Genomic DNA, 17,674 nt, shown 5'->3' with positions numbered 1-17,674 from the left:
GGCTGGTGACGTGAAGAGCAAGAAGCTGTACTACCGCGTCGTGGGCGGGCTGGTGGTGCTGCTCGGCGCCGCCTACGTCCTGCTCGGGTTCTACGCCACCTCGGCCGGGACCCTGCTGATGAAGCAGGGCAGGCAGGTCGAGGACTCGGTCTACCACTGGGACAGCGGGAAACCGCTGCTGATCATGAACAAGGACGGGTCGACCGGGTGCACCGTCGTGCCGCAGCACGGCGAGCAGCGGTCGCTGAGCACCTACGGCACGGTGTACCGCGACTCGGTCAAGACGTTCGACCCGTGGTTCTCCGGGTCCGCCGACGTCACCTGCGGCAAGGACGTCCGCGTCTACACCGGCACACCGCTGGAGCTGTGGAAGTGGACGCACCTGCGGACGCGCGTGATCATCTCGATCGTCGCCATCCTGTCCCCGTTCGCGCTGGCCGTGCTGGTCGACGTGCTCTTCCTGGACAAGCGCAAGCGCGCCGAGGCGGCGGCCTGACGGTTCGGACTCGTCGTGCCGGGCGGTGCGGGTACCGCCGCTGATCAGCGGCTCCCGCCCGCCCGGACGCGCCGAGCAGTCCGATCCCGGAGCCGAGACGGCCGCTGAGGTTCCGCTCCCGGCGCCGCCACGGACGGCGTGGTCGGGGCCAGGCGCTCAGCCGACGGACAGCGAGATGGCCGTCACGACCGACCAGACCAGCATCGCGAACCCGGTGTCGCGCACCGCCGGGATCAGCTTGCGCCCCTGCGCCCCGCCGACGACGGCGCGCAACGGGACGATCAGCAGCGGCAGGGCGAGGAAGCCCAGCAGCGCCCACGAGTTGCGCAGCCCGATCAGCACCGTGATCAGGAACGGGATCAGCGCCAGCGCGACGTAGAGGGTGCGGGTGTCGCGGTCGCCGAGGAGGACGGCGAGGGTGCGCTTGCCGCTCACCCGGTCCGACGGGATGTCGCGGAGGTTGTTGGCCACCAGCACCGCGCTGGAGAACGAGCCGACCGCGACCGCAGCTCCGATGCCGAAGCCGCTGACCTTGCCGGCCTGCACGAACATCGTGCCGAGCACCGCGATCAGTCCGAAGAAGACGAAAACGGCCAGCTCGCCGAGGCCGGTGTAGCCGTAGGGCCGGCCGCCGCCGGTGTAGAACCAGGCTCCCGCGATGCACGCGGCACCGACCGCCAGCAACCACCACTGACCGCTGAGCACGACGACGGCGAGCCCGGCGACGGCCGCGAGGCCGAAGCAGACCCAGGCCGCGGTGCGCACCGCGGCGGGCCGGGCAGCCCCCGAGCCGACGAGCCGGAACGGCCCGACGCGGTCGGCGTCGGTGCCGCGGATGCCGTCCGAGTAGTCGTTGGCGAAGTTGACCCCGATGATCAACAACATCGAGACGGCGAGCGCGAGCACCGCCGTGACCGGATCGAACCCGTCGACCCCGGCCGCCGCGCCGGTGCCGACCAGCACCGGTGCGATGGCGTTCGGGAAGGTGCGGATCCGGGCTCCCTCGATCCACTGCGCGACTGTCGCCATGCGAGCCATCTTCGCGTACCGCCGCTACCGGTCGTCGGAAGGCTCCCCCGCGATGCGTGCGGCGAGCGCGCGCCGGTCGGGTTTGCCGGGGCCGCGCAGGGGGAGTTCGTCGAGGTAGACGACGCGTTTGGGGGTCGAGGCGGCGTTGGTGCGTTCCCGCACGGCAGCGCGCAGCGCATCCGCGGCGGGCGCCGCCGCGCGATCGGCCGGGACGACCGCCGCGACCACGGCCTGCCCCCATTCCGGGTCGGGGATCCCGAACACGCAGACCTCCCGCACCCCGGGCTGTTCGGCGAGCACCCGCTCGACCGGCAACGGGGCCACGTTGACGCCGCCGGTGACGATCATGTCGTCGGCGCGGCCCAGCACCTCCAGCCGCCCGTCCCGCCACCGGCCCAGGTCCCCGGTGCGGAACCAGCCGTCGGTGAACGCGGCCGAGTCCGGGCGTCCGCGGTAGCCGCGCGCCGTCATCGGCCCGGCCAGCGCCACCGGGCCGGTCTCGCCGTCGACGTGGACCTGCGCGATGTCCAGCGGAATCCCGTTGTAGACGCAGCCGCCGGAGGTCTCGCTCATGCCGTAGGTGGTGAACACCGCCACACCGGCCTCGCGCGCCCGTCGCAGCAGGCTCGGCGGGGTGGCGGCGCCGCCGAGGAGCACGGCGTCGAACTTCCGCAGCGCCGTGAGGCCCGCGCCGTCGTCCGACAGCAGGCGCCCGAGCTGGGTGGGCACCAGTGCGGTGTAGTGCGGCCCCGGGCCCTGCAGGGCGGCCTGCGCCGCCATCGCGAAACCGTCCGGCCGGAACCCGCCGGAGAGGTCCACGGCGTGCGGGCGCGTCCCCGCGACCAGCGACCGGACCAGCACCTGGATGCCCGCGACGTGGTGCGCGGGCATCGCCAGCAGCCAGCAGCCCGGCCCGCCGAGCCTGCGGTGGGTGGCCTCGGCGGAGGCGCGCAGTGCCGCTGCGGGCAGCAGCACTCCCTTCGGGGTGCCCGTGGAGCCCGAGGTGGCGATGACCAGGGCCGTCGGGTCGTCGTCGGCGTCTTCGCCCGGTGCCAGCGGGGTTCCGGCGCCGAGCGCGTCGAGGACCCGGCGGGATTCCTCGGTGGGCTCGTCCGGGACCGGCAGCAGCGCTGGTCCGGCGCCGTCCAGCGCCCGCTGCAGGGTGGGCAGGACGTCGAGGGCGCCGCTTCCGGACGGCACCGGGAGCGGCTGCAGATCTCGGGCTGGCGGCATGACCCCCATTCTTGGCGCGCGGCGCTGCTGCCGGGCGCGTCGGAGGGGGAGAAATCCGCCACTCGATCACCTGTTCTAGCGATCAAGTGTTCGAATCGGCGGGCCGATGTTGTGGGGGAACGACGCGTGGAGGAGGCCCGTGATGATGCTCGTGATCATCGTCGACATACCCGCTGAGCAGTGGGAACGCAGGTGGTGGAACCGGTCCCGCGGTGGTGCGGCCGTCCCGTGCGGGACCGGTCGCCGGAGATCAGTAGTACCAGGGGAAGGAGGACCAGTCCGGGGTCCGCTTCTCCAGGAAGGAGTCCCGCCCTTCGACGGCTTCGTCCGTCATGTACGCCAGGCGGGTGGTCTCCCCGGCGAACAGCTGCTGGCCGACCAGGCCGTCGTCGATCGCGTTGAAGGCGTACTTGAGCATGCGCTGCGCCGTCGGCGACTTGCCGTTGATCTCGCGGGACCACTGCAACGCGGTGGCCTCCAGCTCCTCGTGCGGTACGACGGCGTTGACCATGCCCATCTGGTGGGCCTGCTCGGCGCTGTACGGACGGCCGAGGAAGAAGATCTCCCGGGCGAACTTCTGCCCGACCTGGCGGGCCAGGTAGGCGGAACCGAAGCCGCCGTCGAAGCTGCCCACGTCGGCGTCGGTCTGCTTGAAACGGGCGTGCTCGGCGCTGGCCAGGGTGAGATCGCACACCACGTGGAGGCTGTGCCCGCCACCGGCGGCCCAGCCGGGCACCACCGCGATCACGATCTTCGGCATGAACCGGATCAGCCGCTGGACCTCCAGGATGTGCAGCCGACCGGCGCGGGCCCGGTCCACTGTGTCGGACGTCTCGCCGGAGGCGTACTGGTAGCCGGAGCGGCCGCGGATGCGCTGGTCGCCGCCGGAGCAGAAGGCCCAGCCGCCGTCCTTCGACGACGGGCCGTTGCCGGTGATCAGCACGCAGCCGACATCGCTGGTCATCCGCGCGTGGTCCAGCGCCCGGTACAGCTCGTCGACGGTGTGCGGGCGGAAGGCGTTGCGCACCTCCGGCCGGTCGAAGGCGATGCGCACGGTGCCCTTACCAGGGCCGTCTTCGACGCATCGGTGGTAGGTGATGTCGGTGAAGTCGAAGCCCGTCACGGGCTCCCACACGTCCGGATCGAACAGCTCAGAGACACGGGGATTCTGCACGCCTGGGACAATAGGCCCGGCAGACGTGCGGTGTGGAGCCCTCCCGGCGGCGGCCCGGCGCCTGCCCGGACGCCGGTGAGAGGCAGCATGAGGCCCGCGGGCCGGAGTCCGCCGAGAGAGTTCAGAGGTGATCGGTTGAATCCGTCCACGGCCCAGGCTGAGGTCATCGTCGACGAGTTGGTCCGCAACGGCCTGCGACGGGTGGTGCTGTCCCCGGGGTCTCGGAACGCGCCTCTGTCCTTCGCGCTCCACCGCGCCGCCGAGGCGGGGCGGCTCCGGCTGCACGTCCGCATCGACGAGCGCAGTGCCGGCTTCCTCGCGCTGGGGATGGCCGCGCGGACCCACCGCCCGGTGGCGGTCGTGTGCACGTCCGGCACGGCGGCGACCAACCTCCACCCGGCGGTGAGCGAGGCGTACCACTCCGGGATCCCGCTGCTCGTGCTCACCGCGGACCGGCCGCCGGAGCTGCGCGCCGCCGGGGCGAACCAGACGATCGACCAGCACCGGATGTTCGGCACCGAGGTCCGGATGTTCGACGAACTGGCCGTCGCCGAGGAGCGTCCCGGGCAGAACGCGTACTGGCGCAGTCAGATGTGCCGCGCCTGGCACGCCGCGAGCGGCGGTGCGCGCGGGGGCCCGGTCCACCTGAACCTCCCGTTCCGGGAGCCGCTGGTGCCCGCGGAGGACGACGAGTGGTGCGAGTCGCTCTCCGGTCGTCCGGACGGGACCCGGTGGACCGAGGTCACCGAGCACGGGTGGGAGCCGACGACGTTGTCGCAGGTGCGCGCCCGCCGGGGGCTGGTGCTGGTCTCCGACTGGGGCGTGGAGGGCGCCGGCGCGTGGGGCGAGCGCTACCGCTGGCCGGTGCTGTCGGAGTCCGGCGGTGTGGGCGTCCCCGGATCGGCGGCGATCAGCACCGGGATGTGGCTGCTCGGCCAGGCCGAGTTCCTGCGCACGCACCGCCCGGAGCAGGTCGTCTGCGTCGGGCGACCCACGGTGTTCCGCCAGGTGCAGCATGTGCTCGCCGACAGCGGCGTCGAAGTGCTGCTCGCGCACGGCGGTCTGGAGTGGCCCGCACCCGCGCACAACCTCCGAGAGGTGGCGGAGACCTTCGGCGAGGCACCTGGGCCGGCCGACTCCGAGTGGTTGACCGAGTGGCAGGCCGCTGACGAGAAGGTGTCCGCGGCCCTGCACGCGGCGCTCGACCTGGAGCGCTGGCCCAGCGGGCCGGCGGTGGCGCGTGACCTGGTCGACGCGCTGCCGAGCGAGGCGCTGCTCGTGCTCGGGTCGTCGAATCCGACCCGGGACGTGGCGCTGGCCGCGCGGCAGCGGCCTGACGTGACCGTGCACCGCAACCGCGGCGTGGCGGGCATCGACGGCACCGTGTCGACGGCGATCGGCGCGGCGCTGGTCCACGACCGGCCGTCCTACGCGCTGCTGGGCGACCTGACGTTCCTGCACGACAGCAACGGCCTGCTGGTGGGGCCGCTCGAAGAGCGCCCGGACCTGACCATGGTGGTGCTCAACGACGACGGGGGCGGCATCTTCTCGTTGCTGGAACAGGGGAACCCGGAACACCGCGGGTCTTTCGAGCGGGTCTTCGGCACCCCGCACGGCACCGACATCGGCAAGCTGTGCGAGGCGCACGGGGTCGAGCACGTGCTCGTCCGAGAACGCGGCGACCTCGCCGCCGCGTTGCGGTGGCGTCCGGGACTGCGTGTCGTCGAGGTGCGGACCGAGCGCGAAAGGCTGAAAGCCGTCCACGAACGGTTGCAGTCGGCCGTGCGGTCCGCGTTGCTGGGCTGAGTCGAGACGTCCGAATCGCGCGACTGGCGTCGCGCGATCGGTCCGACGTGCGCCGAGTCGCCCCGCCGTTCGCGGATTTCCTTCTCGTTCTGGGAAAAAGCGGCGAATCCCAAAACCTGCCGGGTGGGGATGACCTTCCCTACTCTCCTACCGGAATGTGATGTTCGAGGAGGTGGCAGGTGTTTCGACGACAGGGACTCCGGGCGACGGTCGCGGCGTGCAGCGCGACGGCGTTCCTGGCCGCTCCGGCGTTCGCCGGGACCGGGACGCCCGGTGCACCCGGGGCCGGCGATCCGTACTTCCCCCACTACGGCAACGGAGGCTACGACGTCTCGCACTACGACATCCAGCTCCGCTACCAGCCCCAGGACGACCACCTGACCGGCACCACGACGATCGTGGCCAAGCCCACGCAGGACCTGAGCGCGTTCAACCTGGACTTCGCGCTGAAGGTGAAGTCGGTGCGGGTCAACGGTCAGCCGGCCGAGTTCCACCACGAGGGCAGCGAGCTCACCGTCACACCGCCGCAGACCCTGCCGAAGGGCGGCCTCGCCACGTTCGTCGTGGACTACGACGACGTTCCGTCCACAGTGGAGGTGGATGGCATCAAGCCGTGGATCCGCACCTCGGACGGGGCGCTCGCGGTCGGTGAGCCGGAGATCGCGGCGTGGTGGTTCCCCAGCAACGACCACCCGCGCGACAAGGCCACCTACGACATCGCGGTCACGGTGCCCGACGGGAACCAGGTGCTGTCCAACGGGGTCAACACCCGGACGTCGAGCATGAACGGGTGGACGACCTGGAAGTGGCGCGACACCAAGCCCACCGCCAGCTACCTGGCGTTCATGGCCGTGGGCGAGTACGAGGTCAGCAACAAGACCGGGGCGTTCGGCAAGCCGTTCGTCAGCGCCTACTCCCGCGGCCTCGGCGACCTGGAGGGCGCGGCGAAGGCCAGCGTCGAGCGCACCCCCGAGGTGCTGGACTTCCTGTCCGGCCTGTTCGGCGAGTACCCGTTCGAGGCGGAAGGCGGGGTGGTCTCCTCCGAGGGGATGAACTTCGCGCTGGAGAACCAGACCCGTCCCACCTACAGCCACAAGTTCTTCAAGGACGGGGCGAACACCTCGGTGGTGGTGCACGAGAACGCCCACCAGTGGTTCGGCGACTCCGTGTCGGTCGACACCTGGCGCGACATCTGGCTGAACGAGGGCTTCGCATCCTACGCGGAGTGGCTGTGGTCGGAGAAGCAGGGCACCGGCACCGCCCAGCAGCTGTTCGACCACTACTACGCCCAGTACCCGGCCGACGACCCGTTCTGGCAGATCAAGCCGGGTGAGCCCGGCGCCAAGGACGTGTTCTCCGACGCCGTGTACGACCGCGGTGCGATGGCGCTGCAGGCGCTGCGCAACGTCATCGGGGACCGGGCTTTGCAGGACGTCGTGCGGAGTTGGGTGCAGCAGAAGCAGTACTCGAACGGCACCATCGAGGAGTTCATCAAGCTGGCGGAGCAGCGTTCCGGCAAGCAGCTCGACGACTTCTTCAAGGTGTGGCTGTTCACCTCGGGCAAGCCGCCGGTCGGCCCGCAGTACGGCGTTCCGGAGACCGCGACGACCCACGCCGCGGCGGTGCCGAAGGCCGTCCCGGAGCTCGACCGCACGCACGCCCTGCTGCACGAACAGCACTGATCCCGCGGTCGCCGGGGCGCGGCGTCAGCGCAGGCCCTCCAGGGCCTCGCGGACCGGCAGGAACTTCGCCGCCGCCTCGGCGACCTCCAGGTCCGGGTCGGAGTCGGAGACGATGCCGCACCCGGCGAACAGGCGCGCTCGACCGCCGCGCCCGTCCGCGTCGTCGGGCGCGGCGGTCGGCTCGACCTGCGCGCAGCGCAGCGCCAAACCGAACTCGCCGTTGCCGCTGCCGTCGATCCAGCCGACCGGGCCGGTGTAGCGGCCGCGGTCCATGCCCTCCAGCTCGTCGATCATGCGCACCGCCTGGTCGGTGGGCGTGCCGCCGACCGCGGCCGTCGGGTGCACCGCGTCGGCCAGCCGCAGCAGCGACGCCTTCCCGTTCCCCGCGCTGGTCTCGTTGAGCTTGCCCCAGACGTTCGTCGCGAGGTGCACCACGTTGCGCAGCCGGAGCACCTCCGGCTCGTCCGGCAGCACCAGTTCGCTGCAGAACGGCTGCAGGCGCTCCGCCAGCGACTCCGTGGCGTAGGCGTGCTCGTACCGGTTCTTCGCCGAGGACATCAGTTCGGCCGCGAGCCGCTCAGCGGGGTGGCCCGGCCGCGGCCACGCCGTTCCGGCCAGCACCCGGGACCGCACCTCCTGGCCGATCCGTTCGAGCAGCAGTTCGGGGGTCGCGCCGACCAGGCCGTCGACCGCGAACGTCCAGCAGTTCGGGTACCTCGCGGCGAGGTTGACCAGCAGGAACCGCTCGTCGAGCGGTTCCGACGTGGTGGCCAGCAGGTCGTGCGCGAGCACCACCTTGCGGATGCCGTCGGGGCGCATGCGGCGCACCGCCTCGGCCACGGCCTGTCGGTATCCGGTGGCGGACAGCTGGCCGTCGCTGTACCGGACGGTCCCGGGGTGGCGCACCGGCTCCGGCTCGCGGTGCTCGGCGGTGCCCTCGCCGATGGTGGTGACCCAGCGCACCCCGTTGCGCTGGCCGATCACGACCTCGGGGACGACGAGCACCGACCGCCCCGGCTCGGCGGTGAACGCCACGCTGGCGAAGGCGAGCGGGCCGCAGCCGGGCAACCCCACGGGATCGTCGACGTCCATCCGCCCGCACAGTCGGTGCCACCAGGCGTCGCACTCGGCGAACCGGTCCGGCCCGGTGGTCTCGAAACGCGCCGCGGTACCCCAGCCGACCAGTCCTTCCCCGTCGCGGACCCAGCTCACCACGGCGTCGTCGGGCAGCAGGTCCGGCAGCGGGCGGTGGTGTCGGGGATCGTCGGGCGCGAGCACGCGAGTGCGCGCAACCAGTCGCCGGGATGCAGTCACCACGGTTGGAGGGTATGCGTCGGTAGCACGGTGCGGGACCGCCGAGCAGCCAGGAGTGATCAGGACTTCACCTTGCCTACAATCTGTCACCGTGGCAGGCGAAGCGGTGGCGCCCAACGCGGCCGACTCGGTGACCGAGTCCGACACACGAGGTGACGGGCCGGTGACCCGGTGGCCGCGCAGCAGGGTGCGCCGCGTCGCGGCGCGGAGCGTCCTGGTGGTCGCGTTGCTGATCAGCGCCATGGCGGTGTGCATCCCGGTCGCGTGCTTCATCGACGACCGCACCGTCGACGAGGCGCGGGGCGAGGCCGTCGCCGAGGTGGTGGACACCTCGCTGACCCGCACCGTGGTGCGGTTCAGCACCCCGGAGGGCCGGGTCTACATCCCGCCGAACGGCGTGCTCTACCCGGAGGGCCTGCAGCCCAAACAGCTCGTCCGCGTGGAATACGACAGCCGGAATCCGGACCTGGTCCGCGTCGCCGGGCGGACCGCGGTCCTGTCGCTGTTGCCCGTGGCGGGGCTGCTCGCCGGGACCTGGGTGGTGCTGCTGCCGGTCTACCTGCTGCTCCGGCGTCGGCGCTAGGCACCACGGGCCTTGGCGGGACCGGTCCGCCGGTGTGACACTGGGATTCCGGGCCGCACGGCCGATGTGGACTCGCAGCGCTTCCTGCGGGTGCGGACCTGGGAGGTAGCCATGAGTACCTCCGGTGTGAGTGCGTCGGGCGCGCAGCGGTGGATCGTCGGCGCACCGGAAACGTCCACTGTCGACAGATCGGTTCCCGGGGGCGTGTCCACCGAGGACCTCGCGCGGTACTGCCTGATGCTCGGCGACGACGCGCTGGTCCTGGGGCACCGCCTGGCGGAGTGGGGAGCGGGGGTGCCGGAGCTGGAGGAGGCTCCGGTGCTGGCCTCGGTCACCGCGAACCTCCTGGACCAGGCCAGGGAGCTGTTGCGGCGCGCCGCCGAGGTCGAGGGCCTCGGGCGCGACGAGGACCGGCTGGCGTACTTCCGCCCGGCCGCGGAGTTCCGCAACGTGCGCCTGGTCGAGATCGACTGCGGTCCCGGGCAGGGCGGTGACTTCGCCGCGACCGTGGCGCGGCTGCTGGTGTTCGCCGCGTGGCGCACCGAGGTGTTCGGCCGCCTCGCGCGCGGCCGCGACCCGGTGCTCGCCGCGCTCGCCGCCGGCTACCGCACGTCGCTGGCCCGATACCGGGACCACGCGGCCCAGTGGGTGATCCGGCTGGCCGACTCGAACGCGGACTCGCGGCGCCGGATGCTCGCCGGGCTCCAGCGGGTCTGGCCGCTGACCGGGGAGCTGTTCGTGCCGAACCCGGCGGAGGCGCGGCTGGCCGACGTCGGCTGCGCCGTCGACCCGTCGCGGGTGCGCGACGACGTCAGCGGTTTCCTCGCCGAGGTCTTCTCGGTGGCGCGGCTGGACCGGCCCGACCCGGCTGAGTTCGCCTCGTTCGCCCGGCCCGGCGGCCGGGACGGCGTGCACACCGGGCCGATGGAGTTCCTGCTCGCGGATCTGCAGTACCCGGCCAGATCCGGGCAAGTGCCCGAGCGAACCCCCTGACAGCCGCTTGATTGAGTACTTTTCCGCAGGACTTGCGGGGCGTTCCGGGTGCACAGTTGCCCAGTGGGCACCCGGGACCCCTTGCGGTGCGGTGTCGTCGGACTGGGGAGCACCGCGGGGGAACGGGTTCGGCGGCCGAGCAGGCCGAGCAGAAGGGCACAACTCGACATGGACGGATTCTGGGTGCAGTTCCTGGTCGCACTGGCCGCGGGGGCATGCGGGGCGGCGTTGACGCTGCTGGTGGTGAGCCGCACGCGGCGAACGCCCGGGGAAGCCGTGCCCGCCCCGCCTCCGCCGTTCGTCCCCCCGGCCCAGCCGGAGTACTGGCTGCACCAGGTGCAGCGCTGCGAGCAGGCGGTGCTCCGCGCGGCGCGGGCCGTGGACGCGGTGTCGTCCGCGCAGGCCAGGAACGGGTTGCAGGCGGTGGTGCGGCGGATGGAAGCCGAGCTGCCGAACGTGCGCGCTCTCGCGCAGCTGGGTCGCGGCCTGCAGGACGGGTCGGCCCACGGCGACGAGGTGCGGCCCCGCCTGCGCTCCCAGCTGGAGGACGCCGCGACGCGGTTCGGCATGGTCACCGACCACGTGTTGGAGGCGGTGGTGGAACTGGTGGCCGACCCGGACCTGAGCCGGGTGCACGGCCAGGTCGAGGTGCTGCGCGATCAGTTCCCGCTGCTGCGGCCGATGTCCGCCGTCTTCGGTCCGGCCACCCCACCGCCCCGCTCGCTGGTGCCGGTCGCCTGACACCACCAGTCGAAGACCTGGGAGGCCACGCCCGGCGCGGCGACGAGCAGGCCGTCCGGCGGCAGGGAGGCGTCGTCACCGCGGCGGTCCAGGACCACGGCGCCGGCCTCGACTGCCAGGGCGAGCGCGCCCGCGACGTCCCACTCCTGGTAGGAGTCCAGCACCGCAGCGATCGCGTGGCCGAGCGCGACCTGGGTGATCGCCAAACCCGGTGAACCGAGCAGGCGCACCCCGGTCTGGGCGGCGGCCGCGTTCGAGATGAACCGGTCCATGCCCGGCCACGGGCCGTTCCGGGTCAGTTCGGTGCACACGATCCCGGCGCGCGCATCGCTGGGCCCGGACAGCCGGACCGGGGTGCCGTTGGCCCGCATCCCGCGTCCGCGCGCCGCCGCGTAGATCTGCGCCCGGTACGGATCGGCGACCACGCCGACGACGGGCCCGAACTCGTCGAGCATCGCCAGGCTGTAGGAGCACCAGGGCAGGCCCGCGACGTAGTTGGCGGTGCCGTCCACCGGATCCACCGACCACCGGTAGCGGGCCGCGCCCGACCGCGCCGCCCAGTGCTCGGCGACCATGGTCGACGCGGAGTCGAATTCCTCGCCGAAGACCGGAGTCCCGGGGAACTCGTCGGCGAGCACCCGGCGGGTGTGGCGTTCCAGGGTGCGGCCGGTGTCGGTGACCCAGTCGAAGGGCGACTCGGTGGCGGCGGGCCGCGCTCCCCGGCCCGCGGTCGCGATGATCACGTCGACGGCGTCGTTGGCCAGCCGTCCGGCCACCTCGAAGGCGCGGGAGACCAGACCGGGCTCGATCCGCGGTGGTTGCTGGGAGGGCAGGACCGTCATGCCGCCCCACCGTCCTTGCGCTCGGTGACCGGAATGCGACGCACAGGTGGACGGTGGTGGAGGAGCAGGCCACCATTGCCCGCCGCCAGGCGCGTTGACGTGCTCTTCGGCTGCCGTTGGGCGGGGCGTCACGTGCGGGCCGCCTGGCCGCCCGGCCGGGGCGGCAGCGTGGGTCGGGTGCGGATCGCGATCGTGACGGAGAGCTTCCTGCCGCAGGTCAACGGGGTGACGAATTCGGTGCTGCGGGTGCTGGAGCACCTGCGTCGGCGCGGTGACGACGCGCTGGTGGTCGCGCCCGGTGACGGCCCGCAGGAGTACGCGGGCTACCCGGTGGTGCGGCTGCCCGCCGTGGACCTGCCGGTGGTGTCGTCCCTGCCGATCGGTTTCCCGACGCGGCGCCTGCTGCGCGGCCTGGACGAGTTCCGACCGGACGTGGTGCACCTGGCCTCGCCGTTCGTGGTCGGTGCGCGAGGACTGGCGGCGGCCCGGCGGCTCGGCGTCCCCGCGGTGGCGGTGTACCAGACCGATGTGGCCGGATTCGCGGCGTCCTACGGCCTGGGCCTGACCTCCCGCGCCGCCTGGCGGTGGATCCGCCGGCTGCACGCCGGTGCGGACCGCACCCTCGCGCCGTCGACGTGGGCGGTGGAGACGCTGCGCGCGCACGGCGTGCCCCGCGTGCACCGCTGGGGGCGCGGTGTGGACACCGACCGCTTCACGCCGTCCACAAGGGACCCCGCACTGCACGCGGAGTTGGCGCCCGGCGGCGAGGTCCTCGTCGGCTACGTCGGTCGCCTGGCCCCCGAGAAGCGCATCGAGCGGCTCGCCGCGCTGCACGGCACGCCGGGGATCCGGCTCGTCGTCGTCGGGGACGGCCCGGAGCGGGGGCGGCTGCGCGAGGCGCTGCCGGACGCGGTCTTCCTCGGCCAGCGCACCGGTGCCGAACTCGCCCGCATCTACGCGACCCTGGACGTCTTCGTGCACACCGGTCCACATGAGACGTTCTGCCAGGCGGTGCAGGAGGCGATGGCCTCGGGCGTGCCCGCCATCGCGCCGGACGCCGGTGGTCCGCGCGACCTCGTCCACCACGCCCGCACGGGCTACCTGCTGCCCGCGGACGACGACCCCGGGTTCGCGTCGGGCCTGCGCTCGGCGGTCGCGGCGTTGCGCGACCCGGCGCTGCGCGCCCGCTTCGGCGCGGCGGCCCGCGCCGCCGTCGCCGGGCGCACCTGGCCGGTGCTGTGCGGCGAGTTGGTCGAGCACTACGCGGCCGTCAGCACCCGTCCGGCCGCCGCGGCGTAGTCGGGATCGCGCGCGAACTCTCGCCAAAACCGAGGAGGAGATCGACCGAACGGGTGGTGCGCGGGGTGGACTGCGCGCACGGCCGCGGCCGGGGCTCGGCGGGTCGGTGGCGGTCGGGCACGTACGCTTCGGGTGTGTCTCGGGCGGGTTTGGACAAGCAGCCTCGCGAGGTCGCCGCGATGTTCGACGGCGTCGCTCGGCGGTACGACCTCACCAACGCGGTGTTGTCGTTCGGCCAGGACCGGCGCTGGCGGGAGGTGACCCGCCGCGCGCTGGCGCCCAAGCGCGGCGAGCGGGTGCTCGACCTGGCCGCGGGCAGCGGCGTCTCGACCGTGGAGTTCGCCCGCTCCGGGGCGTGGTGCGTGGCCGCCGACTTCTCCCTCGGGATGCTCTCGGTGGGCCGTCGGCGCGGTGTCCCGATGATCGCCGCCGACGCGCTGCAACTGCCGTTCGCCGACGACTCCTTCGACGCGGCGACGATCTCGTTCGGGCTGCGCAACCTCGTCGACCCCGGCCGCGGCCTGCGCGAGATGCTGCGCGTGGTCCGGCCCGGCGGCAGGCTCGTGGTCTGCGAGTTCTCCACGCCGACCTGGCAGCCGTTCCGCGCGGTCTACCTGAACTACCTGATGCGCGCGCTGCCCGCGATCGCGCGGGCCGTCTCCTCGAACCCCGACGCCTACGTCTACCTGGCCGAGTCGATCCGCGAGTGGCCGGACCAGCGGCGGTTGGCGGAGCTGATCGCCGAGTCCGGCTGGACCGACGTCGCCTGGCGCAACCTCACCAGCGGTGTGGTGGCCGTCCACCGCGCGGTGAAACCCGGGGCGGACGACTGACGGACCGGCCGACCCCGGCGACCGGAGGGTCGCGACGGGTGCTGGCCGGCGCGGAGCAACGCTCCGGCGCCGGGTGAGTGCTCCCAGTGCCCCGATGAGGTGAATTTCTGCCGCCGTGCCCGGTGTGTCCGGGGGTGCGTGCCCGGCAGCGCGGGACCGCCCTCACCCGATATCGGAATGACGGCGCTCACCTGCGGCGATGGTCACCCCTGTCGCCCTTTCGGCGGGGTCGATCGTGTGGTTCGTCCGGCTTAGACTCGGAGTTAGTGAACTCGTTCACAAGCGGGTTGCACGGACGAAGCACGATTTCGAGGAGTGTCATGACCAGCGCCACCAGCCGCCGCCGACCGGACGACGACGCCGAGGTGATCGTCGTGGGAGCCGGACCGGCCGGGTCGACGGCGGCGACGTACCTGGCCCGGGCGGGCCTGGACGTCCTGCTCCTGGAGAAGAGCACCTTCCCGCGGGACAAGGTCTGCGGTGACGGGATCACGCCCCGGGGTGTCAAGCAGCTCATCGACCTGGGCATCGACACCCGGGAGGAAGCGGGCTGGCTGCACAACCGCGGGCTGCGGGTGGTCGGCGGCGGCGTGAGCCTCGAACTCGACTGGCCGGACCTGGCCGACTTCCCGCCGTACGGCGTGGTCCGCCCCCGCAACGACTTCGACGACCTGCTCGCCCGCGGGGCGCAGCACGCCGGCGCCCGGATGGTGGAGCGGACCACCGTCACCGGGGCGCTGACCGATGAGCGCACCGGGCGGATCGTCGGCGTGCGGGCCAAGCAGGGACCGGAGCGCACGCCGGTGACCTACCGGGCTCCGCTGGTGCTGGCCTGCGACGGGGTCTCGGCCCGGTTGGCGCTCTCGCTGGGCATCGAGAAGCGCGACGACCGCCCGATGGGCGTGGCCGTGCGCCGCTACTACACCAGCCCGCGCAGCAAGGACGACTTCCTGGAGTCGCACCTGGAGCTCTGGGACCGCTCGAACCCCGCCGAACCGAAACTGCTGCCCGGCTACGGCTGGATCTTCGGGATGGGCGACGGGACCGTGAACGTCGGGCTGGGCATCCTGTCGACCTCCAAGGCCTACGGCCGGACGGACTACCGGCAGCTGCTCCGCTCGTGGCTGGACGGCACGCCCGAGGAGTGGGGGTTCCGGGAGCCGAACGCGACCGGCCGGGTCGGCGGCGCCGCCCTGCCGATGGGCTTCAACCGCACGCCGCACTACCGCGACGGGCTGCTGCTGGTCGGCGACGCCGGCGGGATGGTCAACCCGTTCAACGGCGAGGGCATCGCCTACGCCATGGAATCCGCGCGGCTGGCCGCCGACTGCGTGGTGCACGCGTTCGCCCGCCCGACCGCCGCGTCCCGGGAGCAGGCGCTGCGCCGGTACCCGACCGCGGTGTCGCAGGCCCTCGGCGGCTACTTCCGGATGGGCAACATCTTCAGCAAGTTGATTGGCAATCCGACCGTGATGCGGATGGCCACCAAGCACGGTCTACCGAGGACCACGCTGATGCGTTTCGTGTTGAAGCTGCTGGCAAATCTCTACGACGCGAAGGGCGGTGACGCCATGGACCGTGTGATCAGCGCCACTACTCGGCTGACCCCTAGCGCCTGACGGCACAAGTCTGGTCAGATGTCCCGAGCTATGTGAAGGAAGTCATAAAGTTAGGTTCGCCTCACTACGCAGACGATACGGTCGACCGCATAGAGTGCGCACCGACAGCCGTTGACGTGATTTCCGTCTCCGGCGGGGGCCGCCGAAGGAGGGCAGCGCAGGTGCTCGATCCGTACATCCCGCTCGTGCTGATGTTCGCGCTGGCGTTCGCGTTCGCCGCCTTCTCCGTGACGATCGCGCCGCTGGTCGGCCCCCGCCGGTACAACAAGGCCAAGCTCGACGCCTACGAGTGCGGCATCGAGCCCTCGCCGGAGCCGGTCGTCGGCGGGGGCCGCATGCCGGTCGCCTACTACCTGACCGCGATGTTGTTCATCCTGTTCGACATCGAGATGGTCTTCCTCTACCCGTTCGCGGTCTCCGCGGACGCCCTCGGCCTGTTCGGCGTGGTCGAGATCGTGTTGTTCATCGCCACCGTCGGTTTCGCCTACATCTACGTGTGGCGGCGCGGCGGTCTGGACTGGAACTAGCCACTCGTCGTCGTGGAAGGAGCGTCGAGATGGGGCTCGAACAGCAGCTGCCGAACGGCATCCTGTTGGCCAACGTGGAGAAGCTGGTCAACTGGACGCGCAAGACGTCGATGTGGCCCGCGACGTTCGGACTGGCCTGCTGCGCGATCGAGATGATGACCGTCGGCGGGTCGCGGTACGACATCGCGCGGTTCGGCATGGAGCGCTTCTCCGCGACCCCGAGGCAGGCCGACCTGATGATCGTCGCCGGGCGCGTCACCAACAAGATGGCGCCGGTCCTGCGGCAGATCTACGACCAGATGCCCGAGCCGCGCTGGGTGCTCGCGATGGGCGTGTGCGCCTCCAGCGGCGGCATGTTCAACAACTACGCGGTCGTGCAGGGCGTCGACCACGTGGTGCCGGTCGACATGTACCTGCCGGGATGCCCGCCGCGGCCGGAGATGCTGCTCGACGCGATCCTCAAGCTGCACGCCAAGATCATGGACGAGCCGATCAACGCCCGCCGCGCCGCGGAGAAGCTGGAGCGCGGCGACCGGACGCCGATGATCCCGTCCTCCCAGCGGTACGCCCCGAAGAACTGGATGCAGCGCCGTCGCGCGGAACGGCAGCAGGCCGCGCAACGCCGCGAGATGGGCGGCGATCCCGCGCTGGGCGCGCTGGAGAACAAGCCGCAGCGGTCCCGAGAACTCAGTTCGGGTAGGTGAGTTCGCCTTGGCAGACAACGACATCCGCGACCAGACCACCCCGGACCCGGGTGCGGAGCGGTCCAGCGCCGAGCGCCCCGGCGGCGGGCTGGAGCCCACCGACGCGGAGCCCCGCGCGCCCGTCTCCGGCCGGGCCCGGCAGGGGATGTTCGGGGTGCGCGGCACCGGGGACACCTCGGGCTACGGCGGCCTGCGGTTGCCCGCGTACGTGCCGCCGCCCGCCGAACGCCCCTACGGCGGTTGGTTCGACGAGGTCGCCGACAACCTGTTCGCCGCGCTGCGCGACGAGGGCGTCCCGGCCGAGCGGGCGATCCAGCAGGTCACCGTGGACCGCGGCGAGATCACCTTCTACGTCGCGCGGGAGCACCTGGTGCAGGTCTGCCGGACGCTGCGCGACGACCCGGCGCTGCGCTACGAGCTGTGCAGCTCGGTGTCCGGTGTGGACTACGGGCCGGAGGTGCCGCAGCGGCTGCACTCGGTCTACCACCTGACGTCGATGACCTACCGGCGGCGGATCCGGCTGGAGGTCGCGGTGGACGTCGAGGACCCGCACGTGCCGTCCGTGGTCGCGGTGTACCCGACCGCGGACTTCCAGGAGCGGGAGGCGTGGGACCTGTTCGGCATCGTCTACGACGGCCACCCCGCGCTCACCCGGATCCTGATGCCCGACGACTGGGACGGTCACCCGCAGCGCAAGGACTACCCGCTCGGCGGGATCCCGGTGGAGTACAAGGGCGCCGAGATCCCGCCCCCGGACCAGCGCAGGGCGTACTCGTGACGGGCGCGGAGAGGTGCTGGA

The 17,674-nt window shown here is 72.2% G+C and carries 17 protein-coding genes; 12 read left to right on the top strand and 5 right to left on the bottom strand.

The window, feature by feature from the left end; genetic code table 11:
* Positions 1–10 precede the first annotated feature (10 nt).
* Positions 11–496, top strand: coding sequence for a hypothetical protein (locus NV263_RS28690; protein ID WP_263249940.1), 486 nt, complete (start codon positions 11–13; stop codon positions 494–496).
* A gap of 156 nt (positions 497–652) precedes the next feature.
* On the opposite strand, the gene NV263_RS28685 is transcribed toward NV263_RS28690, so the two are convergent.
* From NV263_RS28685 to NV263_RS28675, 3 genes are all read right to left on the bottom strand, one after another.
* Entirely contained in the window at positions 653–1,525 is an 873-nt protein-coding gene (locus tag NV263_RS28685) for a 1,4-dihydroxy-2-naphthoate polyprenyltransferase (RefSeq protein WP_263249939.1), read from the bottom strand.
* A gap of 24 nt (positions 1,526–1,549) precedes the next feature.
* On the bottom strand, positions 1,550–2,758 hold the full coding sequence (gene menE, locus NV263_RS28680) for an o-succinylbenzoate--CoA ligase (protein ID WP_263249938.1): 1,209 nt from the start codon (positions 2,756–2,758) through the stop codon (positions 1,550–1,552).
* A 250-nt stretch (positions 2,759–3,008) separates the two neighbouring features.
* Positions 3,009–3,932, bottom strand: coding sequence for a 1,4-dihydroxy-2-naphthoyl-CoA synthase (locus NV263_RS28675; protein WP_263249937.1), 924 nt, complete (start codon positions 3,930–3,932; stop codon positions 3,009–3,011).
* Between the two features lie 135 nt (positions 3,933–4,067).
* On the opposite strand from NV263_RS28675, the gene menD reads away from it, so the two are divergent.
* Together menD and NV263_RS28665 are read left to right on the top strand one after the other, a co-directional pair.
* A complete protein-coding gene (gene menD, locus NV263_RS28670; RefSeq protein WP_263249936.1) occupies positions 4,068–5,738 on the top strand; it encodes a 2-succinyl-5-enolpyruvyl-6-hydroxy-3-cyclohexene-1-carboxylic-acid synthase in 1,671 nt (556 codons plus the stop codon).
* A 179-nt stretch (positions 5,739–5,917) separates the two neighbouring features.
* Positions 5,918–7,420: a M1 family metallopeptidase gene (locus tag NV263_RS28665; RefSeq protein WP_263249935.1), complete on the top strand. Its 1,503-nt coding sequence runs from the start codon at positions 5,918–5,920 to the stop codon at positions 7,418–7,420.
* 24 nt (positions 7,421–7,444) lie between these two features.
* Here the strand turns inward: NV263_RS28665 and NV263_RS28660 are convergent, their stop codons facing one another.
* Positions 7,445–8,737, bottom strand: coding sequence for an isochorismate synthase (locus NV263_RS28660; RefSeq protein WP_263249934.1), 1,293 nt, complete (start codon positions 8,735–8,737; stop codon positions 7,445–7,447).
* A gap of 88 nt (positions 8,738–8,825) precedes the next feature.
* Between NV263_RS28660 and NV263_RS28655 the strand changes: the two genes are divergently transcribed.
* From NV263_RS28655 to NV263_RS28645, 3 genes are all read left to right on the top strand, one after another.
* Positions 8,826–9,317 carry a DUF3592 domain-containing protein gene (locus NV263_RS28655; protein ID WP_263249933.1) on the top strand — a complete coding sequence of 164 codons (492 nt, stop codon included), beginning with the start codon at positions 8,826–8,828 and terminating at the stop codon, positions 9,315–9,317.
* A gap of 111 nt (positions 9,318–9,428) precedes the next feature.
* Positions 9,429–10,310, top strand: a complete 882-nt coding sequence (paaC, locus tag NV263_RS28650) for a 1,2-phenylacetyl-CoA epoxidase subunit PaaC (RefSeq protein WP_263249932.1) — start codon at positions 9,429–9,431, stop codon at positions 10,308–10,310.
* A gap of 168 nt (positions 10,311–10,478) precedes the next feature.
* Positions 10,479–11,051 carry a hypothetical protein gene (locus tag NV263_RS28645; protein ID WP_263249931.1) on the top strand — a complete coding sequence of 191 codons (573 nt, stop codon included), beginning with the start codon at positions 10,479–10,481 and terminating at the stop codon, positions 11,049–11,051.
* Here the strand turns inward: NV263_RS28645 and NV263_RS28640 are convergent.
* Positions 10,970–11,893, bottom strand: a complete 924-nt coding sequence (locus tag NV263_RS28640) for an inositol monophosphatase family protein (RefSeq protein ID WP_263249930.1) — start codon at positions 11,891–11,893, stop codon at positions 10,970–10,972. The genes NV263_RS28645 and NV263_RS28640 overlap by 82 nt on opposite strands.
* 177 nt (positions 11,894–12,070) lie before the next feature.
* On the opposite strand from NV263_RS28640, the gene NV263_RS28635 reads away from it, so the two are divergent.
* From NV263_RS28635 to NV263_RS28610, 6 genes are all read left to right on the top strand, one after another.
* A complete protein-coding gene (locus NV263_RS28635) occupies positions 12,071–13,192 on the top strand; it encodes a glycosyltransferase family 4 protein (RefSeq protein WP_263249929.1) in 1,122 nt (373 codons plus the stop codon).
* Between the two features lie 134 nt (positions 13,193–13,326).
* Positions 13,327–14,025, top strand: a complete 699-nt coding sequence (locus tag NV263_RS28630) for a demethylmenaquinone methyltransferase (protein ID WP_263249928.1) — start codon at positions 13,327–13,329, stop codon at positions 14,023–14,025.
* A 320-nt stretch (positions 14,026–14,345) separates the two neighbouring features.
* Positions 14,346–15,644, top strand: coding sequence for a geranylgeranyl reductase family protein (locus NV263_RS28625; protein ID WP_263249927.1), 1,299 nt, complete (start codon positions 14,346–14,348; stop codon positions 15,642–15,644).
* Positions 15,645–15,805: 161 nt separating this feature from the next.
* Complete coding sequence (locus NV263_RS28620; protein WP_263249926.1) at positions 15,806–16,171, top strand: NADH-quinone oxidoreductase subunit A; 366 nt, start codon at positions 15,806–15,808, stop codon at positions 16,169–16,171.
* A gap of 29 nt (positions 16,172–16,200) precedes the next feature.
* On the top strand, positions 16,201–16,875 hold the full coding sequence (locus NV263_RS28615; protein WP_263249925.1) for a NuoB/complex I 20 kDa subunit family protein: 675 nt from the start codon (positions 16,201–16,203) through the stop codon (positions 16,873–16,875).
* Between the two features lie 7 nt (positions 16,876–16,882).
* Positions 16,883–17,653, top strand: coding sequence for an NADH-quinone oxidoreductase subunit C (locus NV263_RS28610; RefSeq protein WP_263249924.1), 771 nt, complete (start codon positions 16,883–16,885; stop codon positions 17,651–17,653).
* Positions 17,654–17,674 lie beyond the last annotated feature (21 nt).

The sequence above is a fragment of the Saccharopolyspora rosea genome, from assembly GCF_025643595.1.
In the GTDB taxonomy this organism is placed as follows: domain Bacteria; phylum Actinomycetota; class Actinomycetes; order Mycobacteriales; family Pseudonocardiaceae; genus Saccharopolyspora; species Saccharopolyspora rosea.
This window is presented reverse-complemented; position numbering and strand designations above follow the sequence as displayed.

Coding starts and splice junctions, on each gene's coding strand:
- NV263_RS28685 (WP_263249939.1), bottom strand. CDS start 1,525: ATGGCGACAGTCGCGCAGTGGATCGAGGGAGCCCGGATCCGCACCTTC.
- menE (WP_263249938.1), bottom strand. CDS start 2,758: ATGCCGCCAGCCCGAGATCTGCAGCCGCTCCCGGTGCCGTCCGGAAGC.
- paaC (WP_263249932.1), top strand. CDS start 9,429: ATGAGTACCTCCGGTGTGAGTGCGTCGGGCGCGCAGCGGTGGATCGTC.
- NV263_RS28645 (WP_263249931.1), top strand. CDS start 10,479: ATGGACGGATTCTGGGTGCAGTTCCTGGTCGCACTGGCCGCGGGGGCA.
- NV263_RS28640 (WP_263249930.1), bottom strand. CDS start 11,893: ATGACGGTCCTGCCCTCCCAGCAACCACCGCGGATCGAGCCCGGTCTG.
- NV263_RS28625 (WP_263249927.1), top strand. CDS start 14,346: ATGACCAGCGCCACCAGCCGCCGCCGACCGGACGACGACGCCGAGGTG.
- NV263_RS28615 (WP_263249925.1), top strand. CDS start 16,201: ATGGGGCTCGAACAGCAGCTGCCGAACGGCATCCTGTTGGCCAACGTG.